Genomic DNA, 15,379 nt, shown 5'->3' on the forward strand with positions numbered 1-15,379 from the left:
GCCATACGATTGATATCGTCGCAGCTTGTGTCGTCGCGGCCGCAGGGAGCCCAATCCTGCGCCGCCTGGTCGCCACGGCGAGCCCGATGGCGTTGCCGTGCCTTTGCCCTGCCGCTCATGAGAATGCCGATAGTACGCGGGTCTTCAGGTGTCGGCGAATGCGATAATTCGTCTTGCTTCTCGCGTCGCGCCAGAAACACTTGAACAGAAGACGGCGTGTTCGTGCCGATAGCGGGGGGAGTTTGTCCAGAACGCGATAGCACCCGACTGTGTAGCGAATTCTCTGCCGCAGCATCGTGGAGATGGACTTCGAAGCATAGAGATTCTCGGAATTTGACCCGCGATAGAAGATGAACTCCGGGCCTTCAACCCAAGTCGCAAAGTCTCGAATAACGAATTCCGCCACCGTATAGGAGGCCGCGCACCATGCGCTTCCCAGTTGCGGGAGGCGTGTGCAGAGGATATCCGCGGCTTCGCCGTCTGAGCGGTAAACGCCGTAGAACCATTCAGAAGGAAAGGTCAGTCTCTTGGGGATGTTGCCGGAGGAGACCTGCTTCCAGAACGTCAGTACCGCCGGATCTGGAACCTTGTGAAAGTCGGGGCCGTCGGGATCGATCGTGAGTGTCGAGGCCGCCGCCAGCAATTTCTGTGGATTGGCGTCCAATGCGGCTACAAGTTTGGAAAAATAGTCTGGTGTCGACAAGTCATCGCACGCGCGTAAGCAGAAATACTCGCCATGCTCACGTCCGATTTGAATTGCATTTATGAAGTTATCTATAGCGCTCAGATGTTCTTCGTTCTGGATGATCTCGAAGCGGTCATCGTTGGCGCAAAACTCCTGGGCAATATTTAGTGTGTTATCTGTTGACTTGTTTTCGAGAATGATCCCTTTGAAATCCCGGAATTCTTGTTCCGCCACGCACTTCAGGCTTTTAAGCATCGTTTTTTCCCCATTGTATATCGGGAATACGATGACCAGTTTCGTCCGTTTCATGGTTGCTCCGACCGGCGGCTGGGATTTTGAAAATGCATACACGAATAACCAGCCTCACGCCAACAGGCGTGACGAAGGGGCAGTGCGGGGTGCGCAGGTATTGTTGTGAACAGGGCGCTATTCTTCTGGTCCATCTCCGTCGTATATCTACTTAATATCAAGCGTGTATTTGAATTAGAAAATGTGTCTCATATAGTTGTTTTCACGTATAGAAACGGTGATACCGCGCTCCTTAAGAATTGTGATGTAAGTAACGAAAAGATAGTATTGATAGGTTGGTGCGTTCAATTATATTCAGACTGAACGCAGGGTAAGTAGAATGCGAATATTGATATTTGAAAAGTAGGTTGGGCCCGGTGCGGTTGCGAGAGCATGCTTTGGCCAATTGTTCAGCCGCTAGCTTCGGGAGAGGGCGATGGCGGACGAAGAGTTGAAAATCCGGCGCGACGAGCGCGTTGCGTTTTTTCTTCTGGCGGTCGTTCTGGCGCCGGCGCTGTCTGTCGCGCTGGTCGGGGCTTACGGGTTCATCATCTGGATGAGCTAGCTTCTGATGGGACCTCCGGCGGGATGAAGTCATGTCGTCTTTTGGGAAAAAGAGGCGGGAAGACGAGGTCTCGCCAAGCCGCCGAGCGTTTCTGAGGCTTCGCAAGAACCCAGAAGCGGATCTTCTGCGCCCACCGTGGACCGACGCAGAACGGGTCGCGGCGCGCTGCACCGCCTGCAAGGCCTGCGAGGCTGCCTGCCCAGAAAACATCATCCGCCCCGACAGCCGGGGCCATCCCTTCATCTCTTTCGACGGTCGCGAGTGCAGCTTCTGCGGAAAGTGCGCCGAGTCTTGCGATGCGGAGGTGTTCGACCTGGCGCGAACCCCGCCCTGGGATCGGATCGCGCATATCGATGATGGGTGCCTTCAGGACAGCGGTGTGAGTTGTCATCTCTGCCGGGATTTCTGTCCCGTCTCGGCCATCCGCGTCGATCTGGAGAAGCAGCCCTTCGGACGGCTGACGATCGATGCTCAGGCCTGCACCGGCTGCGGGGCCTGCCTTGGCGCATGCCCACAAGATGTTGTCGCGTTTTCTCCCGGATCCACCGAACAGGAGGTCGCATGACCGATCCCGTCCATATCGCGAGCCTTCTCGTCCAGTCCATGCCGGACAGGTGTGCGGCGGTGGAAGAGGAAATCTCGAAAACCCCGAAAGCGGAGATCGCCCATCGCGACGGGCAGGGCCGCCTGATCGTCATTCTGGAAACCGCAAGCGAGGCCGAAATCGTCAAGGCGCTTATCGATATCCAGCTTTTCGCCGGGGTGGTGAGCGCATCGCTCGTCTACCACCAGGCGGACGAGGATCTGGCGTCTGAGGCTTGCTGAAACATCGACCTGGACCTTGGGAGAACAGGCATGAGTGGAATAAGTCGACGTGATGTCATCAAGGCGCAAGCGCTGGCTGCGGCCGCGGCGGCGGTGGGCGTGTCTGTTCCTGTCTCCGCGCAGAACCTTGTGACCGATGCGGGGCTGACCGATCTGAAATGGTCCAAGGCGGCTTGCCGTTTCTGCGGCACGGGATGCTCGATCATGGTTGCGACCAAGGCGGGGCGGGTGGTCGCGACACATGGCGATGCGGAATCGGAGGTCAACCGCGGGCTCAACTGCGTAAAGGGCTACTTCCTCTCCAAGATCATGTATGGCGCGGATCGTCTGACGACACCGATGCTGCGCAAGAAGAACGGCAAGTTCGACAAGGACGGCGAATTCGAGCCCGTCTCGTGGGACGAGGCTTTCGACACCATGGCGGAGAAATGGAAGGCGACGCTGAAGGCCAAGGGGCCGAAGGCCGTCGGCATGTTCGGTTCCGGCCAGTGGACGATCTGGGAAGGGTATGCGGCGTCGAAGCTGATGAAGGCGGGCTTTCGCTCCAACAATATCGATCCCAATGCGCGCCATTGCATGGCGTCTGCCGTAGGGGGATTCATCCGCACATTCGGCATCGATGAGCCAATGGGGTGCTACGACGATTTCGAGCATGCCGACGCATTCGTGCTGTGGGGCGCGAACATGGCGGAGATGCATCCGATCCTGTGGACGCGGATCGCGGATCGCCGCCTCAGTCATCCGCATGTGAGGGTCGCTGTCATGTCGACCTTCGAGAACCGCTGCTTCGATCTGGCCGATATCCCCGCGGTCTTCACGCCGCAGACGGATCTGATCATCGCCAACTACATCGCCAACCACATCGTCCAGTCGGGGGCGGTGAACGAGGCGTTCGTTTCCAGTCACGTGAACTTCAGAAAGGGGGCGCAGGATATCGGCTACGGCCTGCGCCCGGACAATCCGCTGGAGATGGCGGCGGCCAATGCGGGCAGCGGTTCCAGCGAGCCCATGTCGCTGGAGGAGTTCGCGGCGTTCGTGAAGCCCTACACGCTGGACTATGCGGCCGAACGCTCAGGCGTCCCGAAGGCGCGGCTGCAGCAGATGGCGGAGCTTTACGCCGATCCCGATACGAAGGTCATGTCGCTGTGGACCATGGGTGTGAACCAGCACACCCGCGGCGTGTGGATGAACAATCTCATCTACAACATCCATCTTCTGACCGGAAAGATCGCGCAGCCCGGCAACTCGCCGTTCTCGTTGACAGGCCAGCCGTCGGCCTGCGGCACGGCGCGCGAAGTCGGCACGTTCTCGCATCGCCTGCCCGCCGACATGGTTGTGAAGAACCCGAAGCACCGCGAAATCGCGGAAACGATCTGGCAATTGCCGAGCGGCACGGTGCCTGACTGGGTGGGGGCCCATGCGGTTCTCCAGAACAGGATGCTCAAGGACGGCGAGATCAATTGCTATTGGGTTCAGGTCAACAACAACATGCAGGCCGCGCCCAACATGATGCAGGAGGGACTGCCCGGTTACCGCAATCCGGAGAACTTCATCGTCGTCTCCGACGCCTATCCGACGGTGACGGCGGAGGCAGCCGATCTCGTTCTGCCCACGGCCATGTGGGTGGAAAAAGAAGGCGCCTACGGCAATGCCGAACGCCGCACCCAGTTCTGGCATCAGCTCGTCCAACCGCCTGAGGGCGCGAAGTCGGACATGTGGCAGGTGGTGGAATTCTCCAAACGCTTCAAGACAGAGGACGTGTGGCCAAAGGAGATCCTGGACGCCAGCCCGGGCTACAAGGGCAAGACGCTCTATGAGGTGTTGTTCGCCAACGGCAAGGTGGATGCCTATCCGAACAGCCAGATCGAGACGGGATACGCCAACCACGAGGCGGAGGATTTCGGCTTCTACATCCAGAAGGGGCTGTTTGAGGAATACGCGTCCTTCGGGCGCGGCCATGCCCATGATCTGGCGGATTTCGACACCTATCACGGCAATCGCGGCCTGCGCTGGCCGGTGGTCGATGGAAAAGAGACCCGCTGGCGCTTCAACGGCAAATACGATCCCTATGTGACGGACGGCGCCGACTTCAGATTCTACGGCAAGCCGGATGGCAAGGCGGTCGTCTTCGCGCTGCCATTCGAACCGGCGGCGGAGAGCCCGGACGATGACTATCCGTTCTGGTTGTCGACGGGCCGGGTGCTGGAGCACTGGCATTCCGGCTCGATGACCCAGCGTGTGCCGGAGCTTTTCAAGGCGATGCCGGATGCTGTGTGTTTCATGCATCCGGATGATGCCGAGAAGCTGGGATTGAGGCGCGGGATGGGCGTCAGGATCGTGTCGCGGCGCGGCGAGATCATCTCGCGCGTTGAGACACGCGGACGCAACAAGCCGCCGCGCGGCCTCGTCTTCGTGCCGTGGTTCGATGCGCGCCAGCTCATCAACAAGGTGACACTGGACGCGACCGATCCGCTTTCCAAACAAACCGACTTCAAGAAATGCGCCGTGCGCATTGAAGCTGCGTGAGGTGTGCCATGAGAACCCTTGCAAGGATCATGATCGGCGTTTTCGCGCTGATGAGTGTTGCCGCCTTCGCGCAAGATCAGTTCGCGACCATGCGCTCCAAGACGCCGCTGGCCGAAAACGCGGCACCGCGCCCGATGGCCAAGCCGGTGAATTCCGACCTTCGGCAGGCGCGCAACTACCCTGAGCAGCCCCCGCTCATTCCGCATTCGATCGAGGGCTATCAGGTGGACAAGAACTCCAACAAGTGCCTGACGTGTCACGCGCGCGCAGCGGTGCAAGACTCGCAGGCACCGATGATATCGATCACCCATTTCATGAACCGGGACAACCAGTTCCTGGCCTCCGTCACACCCCGTCGCTACTTCTGCAACCAGTGCCACGTGCCGCAGACGGACGCCCGGCCGCTGGTGGAGAACACCTTCGTCGATGTGGACCGGGTGATCGATTACGTGAAGTCGACAAAGGGAGCCAAGTGATGTTGGCTTTCCTCAAACGGATGTGGGCCACCGTGCGTCGGCCCAGCGTGCATTACAGTCTGGGCGCGCTGACGCTTGGTGGATTTCTGATGGGAATCGTGTTCTGGGGCGGCTTCAACACCGCCCTTGAACTGAGCAACACGGAAACGTTCTGCATCAGTTGTCACGAGATGGAGAACAACGTCTTCGCGGAGCTCAAGACGACGATCCACTATGCGAACCGTTCCGGCGTTCGGGCGAGTTGCCCGGATTGTCACGTGCCGCATAACTGGACCGACAAGATCGCCCGCAAGATGCAGGCGACGAAAGAGGTCTGGGGCAAGATCTTCGGCACCATCAACACGCGCGAGAAGTTCCTGGAAAAACGCCTTGAGCTTGCCCAGCACGAATGGGCCCGACTGAAGGCGAATGACTCGCTGGAATGCCGCAACTGCCATTCCTCCGACAGCATGGACATCACCCGCCAGAGTGCGCGTGCGGTGGAACAGCATGAGCGGTTCCTGTTCACGGGTGAGAAGACCTGCATCGATTGCCACAAGGGCATCGCGCATCGCCTGCCGGACATGGCGCCAACCGCGATGCTGTCAAGCGATGGCGAGGATGCGAGATCGGTGCGCGCGCAATTGCTGGCGTTCATTGGGCGCAATGAGGACGCAGACGCCGGGGCTGGTGCGCGATCATGGGATTGATCCGCAATGGCATGAAGCGGAGGCATCGAGCCGAGACCGCGGAGCCATGAAATCTGGTCTTCAGGTGGTGGATGCGGAATTGGCGTCGGTCATTGTGTCATGAGGGGGAGTCTTACGGCTAAATCCATGAAACGAAATAGATTTTTGACAAGGCTCTCGACCAATTCCGCATGCTGAGAAGGTATCCGGAGATATCCGGGCTCCAACAGTAGTGCGGCATGGCGCTTCGTGCATGAAAGCATCTGAGCGAAAGGCGGTCGTGAAGGTTATACCGAGGGCGTTCCCTGCATGACGGTGCTGAACCTCCAGCCATTCCCATCAACGGGCAAAAGGCCAATTATTTAAAATATTCTTTTGATATTGAGGCAATCAGGGCTCATTTCGCTGTCATTTATATATAGGGGAGGCCATAGTCTATGGAGTGAGTGGAGGTTGAGGTGAATTCGGATTCCAGCAATGAATGCCCTACTTCGACATGCGGTGATTGATTTAACCCGGATACTGGCCGTTTTCGTCATATACCCGATCTGCTATGTATTTAGCATCGTGTGTTTTGGGCCTCCCCTAATATTTGTCTATGCGGCATTGGATGGCCCCGAAACCCCAGAAATGGCATTCTTACTAATCATGGGGTTTGGCCTCGCTATATTCGCGCTTTCCCTTGCGCCGGTTCTATTACCGCTCGATTTTATGTTCGCCCCCTCTCTTGGAGCCCGTCGCCCCTCGATGCGGGAGCGGGAGCTCTTATCCCGCCTTGAAGCGGACTACGATGCGATCGCCAGTGCCAACGGCCTTCCGAAGGTCAGCTTTCACTTGCGCGTCATCGACGTCGACGAAATAAACGCCTACGCATACGGAAGAAATGGCGTTGCCATATCACGCGGCGTACTTGAGCTTGCGAAAGAAACCCCAGAAAACTGGTCCATGCTTATTACGCTCCTGGCCCATGAAATAGGTCACATAGTCAACCATGACACGCGCTTTTTCGCATTCTTGGGCACACTTCAAGCCCCACTATTCGCCTCCATATGGATATTGAGCCAAATTTCCAGAATCCCATTCCTAGCCTTATTAACGATCTTGCCCCTGCTCGGGTGCTGGTTCGCAATCGCAAGCATCGACTACATCTTGAAACTCACAAGTCGCGCGATGGAGTACCGCGCTGACGCCTATGCTCTATCGGTAGTAGGTGCAGAGCGGGTGCTGAAACTTTTCGATCATCCGACCTTCCGCGATCACAACAAGGGGCAATCGATCCGCAGTTTCTTGGTGCGCTCGCACCCGCCCACGGAATTGCGCCATGACCGCATAAGAAGGCTTTCCGCTTCTGAATAGGTCGGGTCATTTCGCCTTATGGTGTCATGTCGTCCCCCACATTTTTGCGTTCTGTGAAGTGCAAGATCGTCAAAGGTCACCTCTCTAACGATCTTGCCCTTGCTTTCGGTATCGAGGTCTATTTTCCGCAGCCCCACCGCTATAGAGGCCCGCTTTCCAGCCCTGTACGAGTGCTTCCTGCTCCTGAAGAATTTGGATTGCTCCGCGATCCAACCCTTCGCTCCGCCGCAGGTAGTCCCGCCAGGTGCGCGGGCCTTTCCGCTTGCGGGCCTTGCAGTACTGCTTCCAAACATCGGACAGCTTGTGTCCGATGATTAGGGGCATCCGCTCATAGGCGGCAATCTGCTCAACCTCCGGCTCACTGGTGGGCGCGCGATACGGGCCGAACTTCTCTTCGAGACGCGGCAAGCTGAACTCGCGCCCCACATTGCTCGCCTTCTCGGTGAAGCCGGTTTCCTTATCCTGAAACACCAATCCGTTGCCGCGCTTTCGCGCGCGCACGCCCGGGTCGCAACCGTTGTCATTCATTGGGCGCTATGAGGACGCAGACGCCGGGGCTGGTGCGCGATCATTGGATTGATCCGCAATCATGAAAAAAAACGGAAGCGGGCAGGGCCCGCTTCCGTAAGTCGCGTGAAGCGTCGCGCTCAGCGAACGGCGGTAACGACGACCTCGATCAGCACGCCCTTGCCAAGTTCGGCAACGCCAATGGTGGCGCGGGTCGGAAGGTGCTCGGCCGGGAGCCATTCCAGCCATGCTTCGTTCATGCCTTCCTTCTGGTCGAAGTCGGTGATGTAGAGCATCGCCGTGACAAGCTTTTCCTTGGAGGAGCCGACCTCGGCCAGGAGCTTGTCGATCTTGGCGCAGATCTGTTCGGTCTGGCCCTTCATGTCGAGGGAGAAGTCGTCGGCCACGAGGCCGCCGAAATGCAGGATGCCACCGGCTTCGACGACGCGGTGGTTGATGCGGGTCTGGATATGGCGCTGGATCATCTGTTTTCCTTGTTGCTTTCAAGTGGGAGGGGCATGCGACCACTGGCACAGTCCGGATCGGCGTGTGACCGAAATTGCCGGGGGGCGCTCTGGAAGGGAGCCTCGATGCCCTCAGGCAGCGAAGCGGTTAACCGCGAAGGCGTCGAGGGAATACCCGGTCGAGCCTGTGGCGATGAGTTCGGCCATGACCTCGCCGCAGCCCGGTCCAAGCTGGAAGCCGTGCGTGCTGTAGCCGAAGGAATAGAAGAGGCCTTCGTGCCTGGCGGAGGGGCCCATGACCGGGATTGCGTCGGGCAGGATGCTCTCCACGCCCGACCAGGTGCGCACGATCGAGGCTTCGCGCATGATCGGGAAGATGTCGGACGCCGTCTCGGCGGTAAGGTGCAGTTCGTCGAAAAGGATCTCCGACAGGTTGGTTGTGCGGTCCGCGCGCCCAAGCCGACCGCCGCCGATGACGACCGTGCCATTCGGCATCTGCTTGAAGGACAGCGGGCGGCCAATGGCGCTCACCACGGCATCGCAGAAATGCGGCAACCGGGAGGTGACGATCATCATCGGAGCGCAATCTTTCAAGGGGACCGGTTCGCCCAGCGAGGAGGACAGGTCGTTGCCCCACGCGCCGCCGGCGATCAGTACCTTCGCAGCCCTGAACGTGCCTTCCGTGGTTTCAACGCTCCACACGCCCTCGCTTTGGCTGAGCCCGGTTGCGCGGCAAGTCTCAACGATCCGCACCCCTTCGGCCTTGGCCTTGCGGGCGATGGCAAAGGTCGTGTGAAAGGGCTGGGCGAAGCCGTCTTCCAGACACGCAAGCCCGCCAATCACATGATCGGAGACGGCGGGAAGATGCTCGCGCAGTTGTTTCTGGTCGAGAATGACCTCGTGGTCGAAGCCCATCTCGTTGAGATCCCGGACCCGTCGACGGGCATCTTCCAGCTCGGCTTCGGTCTCGATCACCCGGATCTGGGGCGCGACGTTGAAGCCGCAATCGGCTGCGAGAAAATCCTCAAGCCCGTACCAGATTTCCATGGAACGCTGGGAGATCGCCACTTCCGCATAGTGGCGACCCAGACGGCGAACACCGCCCGCATTCACGCCGGAGGCGTGGCGGGCGACCGTTTCCTTTTCCAGCAAAGTGACGGAGAGACCGCGCAAGGCAGCATACATTGCTGTCGCACAGCCGTGGATGCCGCCGCCGATCACGATCAGATCGGCGGAGGGAGTGGTTCCTGCTGTCCGCGCGGCCCCGGTCATTGTGCGGCAATCCCGCCTTCGGCGGGCTCCTCGTCACGGGCAGGATCGTAGGAGGCCAGTTCCATGAGCGGGATCGGCTTCAGCGGCGGGCGAATGCGGTAGTAGCCCGTCACATCCGGGGTTTCGCCCTTGCGCGCGGCGATGATCTGGGCGACGGCCAGACCACAGGTGCGGCCCTGGCAGGGGCCCATGCCGGAACGCAGCATCGACTTGACCTGATTGGGGCCGGGGGCACCAAGGTCGACAGTGGCACGGATGGCCCCGGCGGTGACCTCTTCGCAACGGCACACGACGGTCCCGTCGGCGGGGTCGAGAATTTCCGGCGCGGGGGCATAGAGCGTCTCAAGCATCGGGCGCACGGATGTCTCGCGCGCGATCGCCGCCTTCAGGCTCTGGATGCGGCCCGTGTCCACGGACCTTCCCAAGGAGGCCGCGATGTTGAGCGCGACCATGCGGCCCTGAAGGGCCGCGCATTTCGCGCCGTTGATCGAGGCGCCGTCGCCGGCGATATAGATGCCTTGAACGGTTGTCTGGCAGGTCTCGTCAAGAACGGGAATGAAGCATTTCTGGGAGGCGTCCCAGCGGTGATCGGCGCGGATGAGCCGCGTGATCTGCTGGTTCGGCACCACACCTTGATGCAGCGCGACGGAGGTCGCCTCGATCCGCTGCGACTGGCCTCCCGACTTGAAGGTCACGGCCTTGACCGACCCTTCACCCTCAATCGCGAGTGCGCTGGCATTGGTGTGGATCGGCACGCCCGCCTGCTTCACGCGACGGATGAGCTTGAGCCCCTTGAAGAGATATTCGCTGGCGCGCAGCGCCTTGGGCAGGTGGGGCAGGGCGGCCAGGGTGCGGCCCTTGGGCAGGTTCTCCACGATCGCCTTGGGCGGACAGCCCGCATCGATCATCTGAACGGCGACGAGCCAGATCAGCGGACCTGCGCCCATCAGGACGCAGTCCTCCTTCACGACGGAGGAGGTTTTCATCAGGATCTGAAGCGCACCGGCGGTGGTGACACCGGGAAGCGTCCAGCCGGGGATCGGCATCGGGCGTTCCAGAGCCCCCGTGGCCGCAACGATCCGGCGCGCCTTCATGCGGTGGGCAACGCCTGCGGTGGAGTAGTCGATGGAGAGGTCGCTGCCGATGTTCCAGACGAGCGTTTCCGGCATGAGCTCGGCGTTGCTTGCGCGCAAGCTTTCCACCAGCGGGCGGCCTTCGACGAAATCCTTGCCAAGGATCTTGTCCATTTTCGCTGAGGTGGTCTCCACGGCGCGGTAGATCTGGCCGCCGGGGCGGGGCTGCTCGTCCATGACGGTGACAGAGAGGCCCGCATTCGCGGCTTCTGTTGCGGCTGCGATGCCGGCAGGCCCTGCGCCGATGACCAGAAGGTCGACGGTTTTCACGCTCATAGCTCCACCTCCCGGCTGCCCTGCTGGCGCAGGACCACGAGCCCGTCGCTGACCTCGGTCATGCAGGCTTGGCGGTTTGGCTGGCCGTCAATGTTCATCAGGCACTCGAAACAGGCGCCCATCATGCAGTAGATGCCGCGGGACTCACCGGAAACGACGGATGAACGCAAGTCGAGAACCCCGGCGGCTGTCAGGGCTGCGGCGACGCTGTCGCCCTTTTTCGCCTCGATGGTCTGGCCTTCGAATGTGAAAGTCACCGTCGGGGCATCTTCTTCAATGCGCCGCGATATGGACGGTGCCATTGTCAAACCTCCTTGAGGAAAATGCGTCGAATTCGGGATCGAGCTTGCCCGCGGCAAGCTGGGGGGCGAGGGTCAGCGCATGGGCTCCGGCAAGGGTCACGCCCGAATGGCAGTTGACGGAAAAGACGCCGGGATGGGTTTCCGACTGGTCGTAGATGGGGGATCCGTCCGGGGTGAGGATGCGCACCGCGCCCCAGGTGCGCACGATGCGCAGCTTCGCAAGCTTCGGCAGGCAGCGCACCGCGTAACGGGCGATGTCGGTGAAGACGGAGGTGACGCTCTCGGTCGAGTAGCCGGTATCCTCGTGGCTGTCTCCGAGCAGTACGGTGCCTTCCTCCGTCTGGCGCATCACGTGCAGCGGCATCGGAATGAAGGGCTTTGTGCGTTCGGTAACGAGGATCTGGCCCTTTTCCGGGATCAGCGGAAGGTTCAATCCGACCTGCGCGCCCAACGGCTTGTTGCCATGGCCGGCCGCCAGGATGACCTTGGCGGCGCGGAAGGTGCCCTTGTCGGTCTCAACCGCATTGCCGGAACCATCCCGCGTGATCTTGCGGGCATTGGCCTCCGCGACATAATGGGTGCCGCGGGCGGCATTGGCCATGTGCAGCGCGCGCAGGAGGTTGAGCGGGCTGGCGTGGCCGTCATGGGGCGACCAGCTGGCGCCAACGACCTCCGGACCAATGCCGGGCAGGATTTCCTCCACCTGCTTGCGGTCCATGAGGACGGTGTCCGGGCTGAGCTCGCCGTAATAGTTGCTCATGCGCTTGTTCAGCGCCTTCGCCTCTTCACGTTCTTCCTCGGAGAGCAGGAGATGCAGTCCGCCGGGCTTGTGGTAATCGGGAGAGACGCCCGTGGCTTCCTTCAATTCCTCGGCGAAGCCGGACCACAGGTCCGCAGACCTGCGGCTCCAGCGGGCATATTCGGGCATGTTCTTGCCCTTGGACTGAACCCAGACAAGGCCGAAATTGCCCCGGCTTGCGCGCAATGCGATGTCGCCTTCGTCAAGAAGGGCGACCTTCTCTCCTTCACGCGCAAGGCCCCAGGCGATCGCCGAGCCGACGAGGCCTCCGCCCACGACGATCGTGTCGAAGACTTTTTCACTAACTGTCATTTTTACCTTCTTCGAGAAGCAGGCGGTCGAGACCATAGAGACGGTCCACCACAATCATGACACCGACCGTGAACAACACGGCGACCGCGGAAACAGAGGCAACGAGGGGATCTGTCGTCTGCGCGATGTGATTGAAGAGACGAACCGGCAGGGTCGTTGTGGACGGGTTGACGATGAAGACCGTGACGGTGACTTCATCGAAGCTGGTAATGAAGGCCAGCACCCAGCCTCCAACGATACCCGGAATGATGGAGGGCAGGACAATGCGATGAAACACCGTCCAGTTCGATGCGCCCAGTGCGATTGCAGCTTTTTCTACAGATCTGTCGAGCCCGGTGAGCGAGGCCAGAACAAGGCGCAGCCCGTAAGGCAGAACGATGATCACATGGCACAGCACGAGGCCCAAGAACGATCCCGTCAGGCCAACCATCGTCAGGAAGCGCAGGAAGGCGATGCCGAGCACGACGGTGGGCACCATCAGCGGCGACATCAGGAACGCCAGCAACGCTTCGCGACCGGGGAAGTGGCCACGGGTGATGGCAAGTGCGGCGGGGACGGCCAGGAACATGGCCAGCGTGGCCGACAGAACGCCGATCTGAAGGCTTGTGATCGCGGCTTCGATGAAGTCGGGATTGTCGAGGATCGCGCGGAACCAGCGCAGCGAGATGCCGCTGGGCGGGAATTCCAGATGCCCCGTGGGGGTGAAGGCGACGCCCACCACAATGGCGATAGGCGCGACCATGAAAAGCGCAAAGGCGATGATGAAGGCGTTTGCGAAGAGGCCGTTGCGTCTCATGCGTGGGCCTTTCCGAAACGGGTTTCGACCATCCGGTTCCAGGAGACCATGATGATCAGAATGGACACCATCAAGAGCATGGCGATGGCAGCGCCCAGCGGCCAGTTCAGCGTGTTCATGAACTCGTCATGGACAACCGTCGGGATCACCTTGACGCGACGACCGCCAAGAATGGCCGGGGTGGCGAAGGCAGAAGCCGACAGGGAGAAGACGATCAGCGAACCGGACAGCACCCCCGGCATGGCCTGGGGAACGACGATGCGGCGGAAAATGGTGAAGGGGTGCGCACCGAGGCTTTCAGCCGCCGTTTCGGTTGCCGGGTCCTGACGTTGCAGCGAGGCCCAGACCGCCAGCACCATGAAGGGGACCATGACATGCACCAGCGCCAGAACGATGCCGCCGGAGGTGTACATCATCTTCAGCGGGCGGGTGATCAGTCCGATATCCATGAGGATGTCGTTGATCACGCCGCGTCGGCCCAGAAGGATGGCCCAGCCGAGTGTGCGCACGACGACCGAGATCAGCAGCGGGCCCAGCACGATCAGGATCATCACCGAGCGCGGTCCGGGACGCATGCGCGACAGAAAGTAGGAGAGGGGCACGCCGATCAGCACGCAGATGGCGGTGGTGGCGAGCGCGATGGCGAAGGTCCGCCCGAAGATCTCGTAATAATAGCTGTCGCTCAGGACCAGCAGATAGTTGGTCAGGCTGTAGGTGTCGTCGATGCCCTTGTAGAAGTCGAACTGATGGAACGACAGCACGAAGGTCATGATGAGAGGCGTCAGGAGAAAGGCTGCGTAAAGCGCCAGCGCGGGGGCCGAAAGCAGCCAGCTCTTCGCGGGCGAGGGGACGCTCATTTTTGCGCTCCTTCTGCCGGAAGAACCCGCACATCCTGCGGATTGAAGGACAGGCCAACCGTGGTGCCAAGCTCCCAGGTCGTCTGACCGACATTGCGGCGCAGGACGATGAGATCGCCGATCTTCGTTTCAAGACGCAGAAGCCACTGGTTGCCGAGAAAGGTCCGCTCCACGATCTTGCCGGGCAGGATGGCGTCCTGGGCAACGATCTCGATGCGTTCGGGGCGCAGCGACATGCGCGCAGGGCCGGGCAATTGATGAACTGGCGCCGCATCGAGCTTGACCCCGTTGCACTCGATCACGGATCCCGCCTCGTCGCTGGACAGCAGCTTCACGTCGAGATTGTTCGTCTTGCCAATGAAGGTTGAGACGAAGGACGTGCGCGGATGCTCGTAGATCTCGACGGGGGCTGCGTCCTGCTCCACGCGGCCCTTTTCCAGAACCACCACGCGGTCGCTCAAGGCCAGCGCCTCGGCCTGATCGTGGGTGACCATCAAGGTGGTGACGCCGGCTTCGCGCTGGATGCGGCGCAGCTCGATCTGCATCTCCTCGCGCAGCTTTGCATCCAGGTTGGAAAGCGGCTCGTCGAGCAACAGCAATTCCGGCTCGATGACAAGGGCGCGGGCCAGCGCGATGCGCTGACGCTGGCCGCCCGACATGGCACGGGGATAGCGGTCCGCAAGGTGGCTGAGATGGACGAGATCGAGCGCGCGGGCAACGCGGGTCTTGCGCTCCTGCTTCGGGACCTTGCGCATTTCCAGACCGAAGGCGACGTTTTCCGCAGCCGTCATGTGCATGAAGAGAGCGTAGGTCTGAAAGACGATGCCCAGGCCGCGAAAGCGGGCAGGGACCGCGGACAGATCGCGGCCATTGAGCATGATCTTGCCATCGGTGACTTCCTCGAAGCCGGCAATCATCTGTAGTGTCGTGGTCTTGCCGCACCCGGAGGGGCCGAGAAGCGAGACAAACTCGCCACGTTCGACGTTGAAGGACACGCGATCAACGGCCGTGAGGCTGCCGTAGCGTTTTGTGAGTGCTTTCAGTTCGAGAAAAGCCATTGCGCCGCCATTGAATGTTCAATCTGGACTGGATCACTTGAAGCAACCAGAGGTGTGCCTTGGGGCTCTGTCGATATCAGAGCGCGTGACGATCCAGGATACGCACTTCATCTCTCGGGCGTTCGAGGCCGCAATAGGGGCATCGAAAGACCTGGAGGGAACGTATCGAAAATCGTGCTTTGAAGACTAAGGCAAACCGGCTTCCGTGTCCGTC

The 15,379-nt window shown here is 60.5% G+C and carries 17 protein-coding genes; 7 read left to right on the forward strand and 10 right to left on the reverse strand.

Going from position 1 to position 15,379, the window contains the following annotated elements:
* Positions 1 to 115: 115 nt before the first annotated feature.
* A complete protein-coding gene (locus ABGM93_RS03435) occupies positions 116 to 994 on the reverse strand; it encodes a glycosyltransferase family 2 protein (protein ID WP_321503524.1) in 879 nt (292 codons plus the stop codon).
* A gap of 415 nt (positions 995 to 1,409) precedes the next feature.
* On the opposite strand from ABGM93_RS03435, the gene ABGM93_RS03440 reads away from it, so the two are divergent.
* The 7 genes from ABGM93_RS03440 to ABGM93_RS03470 all read left to right on the forward strand — a co-directional run bounded on the left by ABGM93_RS03440 (position 1,410) and on the right by ABGM93_RS03470 (position 7,389).
* Positions 1,410 to 1,538, forward strand: coding sequence for a periplasmic nitrate reductase, NapE protein (locus ABGM93_RS03440; protein ID WP_321503528.1), 129 nt, complete (start codon positions 1,410 to 1,412; stop codon positions 1,536 to 1,538).
* A 31-nt stretch (positions 1,539 to 1,569) separates the two neighbouring features.
* The gene (locus ABGM93_RS03445) at positions 1,570 to 2,103 is read left to right on the forward strand and encodes a ferredoxin-type protein NapF (protein WP_321503531.1); all 534 of its coding nucleotides are present in this window, start codon (positions 1,570 to 1,572) and stop codon (positions 2,101 to 2,103) included.
* Positions 2,100 to 2,363, forward strand: a complete 264-nt coding sequence (locus tag ABGM93_RS03450; protein ID WP_321503533.1) for a chaperone NapD — start codon at positions 2,100 to 2,102, stop codon at positions 2,361 to 2,363. Before ABGM93_RS03445 ends, ABGM93_RS03450 begins: the two co-directional genes overlap by 4 nt.
* Positions 2,364 to 2,393: 30 nt before the next feature.
* On the forward strand, positions 2,394 to 4,889 hold the full coding sequence (napA, locus tag ABGM93_RS03455; protein ID WP_321503535.1) for a nitrate reductase catalytic subunit NapA: 2,496 nt from the start codon (positions 2,394 to 2,396) through the stop codon (positions 4,887 to 4,889).
* Positions 4,890 to 4,897: 8 nt separating this feature from the next.
* The gene (locus ABGM93_RS03460; RefSeq protein ID WP_321503537.1) at positions 4,898 to 5,365 is read left to right on the forward strand and encodes a nitrate reductase cytochrome c-type subunit; all 468 of its coding nucleotides are present in this window, start codon (positions 4,898 to 4,900) and stop codon (positions 5,363 to 5,365) included.
* On the forward strand, positions 5,365 to 6,054 hold the full coding sequence (locus tag ABGM93_RS03465; protein ID WP_321503539.1) for a NapC/NirT family cytochrome c: 690 nt from the start codon (positions 5,365 to 5,367) through the stop codon (positions 6,052 to 6,054). Before ABGM93_RS03460 ends, ABGM93_RS03465 begins: the two co-directional genes overlap by 1 nt.
* A gap of 456 nt (positions 6,055 to 6,510) precedes the next feature.
* Positions 6,511 to 7,389 carry a M48 family metalloprotease gene (locus tag ABGM93_RS03470; RefSeq protein WP_321503541.1) on the forward strand — a complete coding sequence of 293 codons (879 nt, stop codon included), beginning with the start codon at positions 6,511 to 6,513 and terminating at the stop codon, positions 7,387 to 7,389.
* An 84-nt stretch (positions 7,390 to 7,473) separates the two neighbouring features.
* On the opposite strand, the gene ABGM93_RS03475 is transcribed toward ABGM93_RS03470, so the two are convergent.
* From ABGM93_RS03475 to ABGM93_RS03515, 9 genes are all read right to left on the reverse strand, one after another.
* Positions 7,474 to 7,917, reverse strand: coding sequence for a hypothetical protein (locus ABGM93_RS03475; RefSeq protein ID WP_321503543.1), 444 nt, complete (start codon positions 7,915 to 7,917; stop codon positions 7,474 to 7,476).
* A 119-nt stretch (positions 7,918 to 8,036) separates the two neighbouring features.
* Positions 8,037 to 8,381, reverse strand: coding sequence for a RidA family protein (locus ABGM93_RS03480; protein WP_319773490.1), 345 nt, complete (start codon positions 8,379 to 8,381; stop codon positions 8,037 to 8,039).
* Positions 8,382 to 8,492: 111 nt separating this feature from the next.
* Positions 8,493 to 9,632: an FAD-dependent oxidoreductase gene (locus ABGM93_RS03485; RefSeq protein WP_321503545.1), complete on the reverse strand. Its 1,140-nt coding sequence runs from the start codon at positions 9,630 to 9,632 to the stop codon at positions 8,493 to 8,495.
* Positions 9,629 to 11,041, reverse strand: coding sequence for an NAD(P)/FAD-dependent oxidoreductase (locus ABGM93_RS03490; RefSeq protein ID WP_321503547.1), 1,413 nt, complete (start codon positions 11,039 to 11,041; stop codon positions 9,629 to 9,631). The genes ABGM93_RS03485 and ABGM93_RS03490 overlap by 4 nt, the downstream gene beginning before the upstream one ends.
* Positions 11,038 to 11,343: a (2Fe-2S)-binding protein gene (locus ABGM93_RS03495; RefSeq protein WP_319773493.1), complete on the reverse strand. Its 306-nt coding sequence runs from the start codon at positions 11,341 to 11,343 to the stop codon at positions 11,038 to 11,040. The genes ABGM93_RS03490 and ABGM93_RS03495 overlap by 4 nt, the downstream gene beginning before the upstream one ends.
* Positions 11,315 to 12,454 carry an FAD-binding oxidoreductase gene (locus ABGM93_RS03500; RefSeq protein WP_321503549.1) on the reverse strand — a complete coding sequence of 380 codons (1,140 nt, stop codon included), beginning with the start codon at positions 12,452 to 12,454 and terminating at the stop codon, positions 11,315 to 11,317. The genes ABGM93_RS03495 and ABGM93_RS03500 overlap by 29 nt, the downstream gene beginning before the upstream one ends.
* The gene (locus ABGM93_RS03505) at positions 12,444 to 13,250 is read right to left on the reverse strand and encodes an ABC transporter permease (RefSeq protein WP_321503551.1); all 807 of its coding nucleotides are present in this window, start codon (positions 13,248 to 13,250) and stop codon (positions 12,444 to 12,446) included. The genes ABGM93_RS03500 and ABGM93_RS03505 overlap by 11 nt, the downstream gene beginning before the upstream one ends.
* Positions 13,247 to 14,107: an ABC transporter permease gene (locus ABGM93_RS03510; protein ID WP_319773496.1), complete on the reverse strand. Its 861-nt coding sequence runs from the start codon at positions 14,105 to 14,107 to the stop codon at positions 13,247 to 13,249. The genes ABGM93_RS03505 and ABGM93_RS03510 overlap by 4 nt, the downstream gene beginning before the upstream one ends.
* Positions 14,104 to 15,165: an ABC transporter ATP-binding protein gene (locus ABGM93_RS03515; protein ID WP_321503553.1), complete on the reverse strand. Its 1,062-nt coding sequence runs from the start codon at positions 15,163 to 15,165 to the stop codon at positions 14,104 to 14,106. Before ABGM93_RS03515 ends, ABGM93_RS03510 begins: the two co-directional genes overlap by 4 nt.
* Positions 15,166 to 15,379: the final 214 nt, after the last annotated feature.

It is taken from the genome of Breoghania sp. (genome assembly GCF_963674635.1).
In the GTDB taxonomy this organism is placed as follows: domain Bacteria; phylum Pseudomonadota; class Alphaproteobacteria; order Rhizobiales; family Stappiaceae; genus Breoghania.

Excerpts from the sequence above, each read along its gene's own strand:
- ABGM93_RS03495 (WP_319773493.1), bottom strand. The coding sequence starts at position 11,343 with ATGGCACCGTCCATATCGCGGCGCATTGAAGAAGATGCCCCGACGGTG.
- ABGM93_RS03490 (WP_321503547.1), bottom strand. The coding sequence starts at position 11,041 with ATGAGCGTGAAAACCGTCGACCTTCTGGTCATCGGCGCAGGGCCTGCC.
- ABGM93_RS03440 (WP_321503528.1), top strand. The coding sequence starts at position 1,410 with ATGGCGGACGAAGAGTTGAAAATCCGGCGCGACGAGCGCGTTGCGTTT.
- ABGM93_RS03515 (WP_321503553.1), bottom strand. The coding sequence starts at position 15,165 with ATGGCTTTTCTCGAACTGAAAGCACTCACAAAACGCTACGGCAGCCTC.
- ABGM93_RS03450 (WP_321503533.1), top strand. The coding sequence starts at position 2,100 with ATGACCGATCCCGTCCATATCGCGAGCCTTCTCGTCCAGTCCATGCCG.
- ABGM93_RS03445 (WP_321503531.1), top strand. The coding sequence starts at position 1,570 with ATGTCGTCTTTTGGGAAAAAGAGGCGGGAAGACGAGGTCTCGCCAAGC.
- ABGM93_RS03465 (WP_321503539.1), top strand. The coding sequence starts at position 5,365 with ATGTTGGCTTTCCTCAAACGGATGTGGGCCACCGTGCGTCGGCCCAGC.
- ABGM93_RS03485 (WP_321503545.1), bottom strand. The coding sequence starts at position 9,632 with ATGACCGGGGCCGCGCGGACAGCAGGAACCACTCCCTCCGCCGATCTG.
- ABGM93_RS03470 (WP_321503541.1), top strand. The coding sequence starts at position 6,511 with ATGAATGCCCTACTTCGACATGCGGTGATTGATTTAACCCGGATACTG.
- ABGM93_RS03460 (WP_321503537.1), top strand. The coding sequence starts at position 4,898 with ATGAGAACCCTTGCAAGGATCATGATCGGCGTTTTCGCGCTGATGAGT.
- ABGM93_RS03505 (WP_321503551.1), bottom strand. The coding sequence starts at position 13,250 with ATGAGACGCAACGGCCTCTTCGCAAACGCCTTCATCATCGCCTTTGCG.
- ABGM93_RS03435 (WP_321503524.1), bottom strand. The coding sequence starts at position 994 with ATGAAACGGACGAAACTGGTCATCGTATTCCCGATATACAATGGGGAA.
- napA (WP_321503535.1), top strand. The coding sequence starts at position 2,394 with ATGAGTGGAATAAGTCGACGTGATGTCATCAAGGCGCAAGCGCTGGCT.
- ABGM93_RS03475 (WP_321503543.1), bottom strand. The coding sequence starts at position 7,917 with ATGAATGACAACGGTTGCGACCCGGGCGTGCGCGCGCGAAAGCGCGGC.
- ABGM93_RS03510 (WP_319773496.1), bottom strand. The coding sequence starts at position 14,107 with ATGAGCGTCCCCTCGCCCGCGAAGAGCTGGCTGCTTTCGGCCCCCGCG.
- ABGM93_RS03500 (WP_321503549.1), bottom strand. The coding sequence starts at position 12,454 with ATGACAGTTAGTGAAAAAGTCTTCGACACGATCGTCGTGGGCGGAGGC.
- ABGM93_RS03480 (WP_319773490.1), bottom strand. The coding sequence starts at position 8,381 with ATGATCCAGCGCCATATCCAGACCCGCATCAACCACCGCGTCGTCGAA.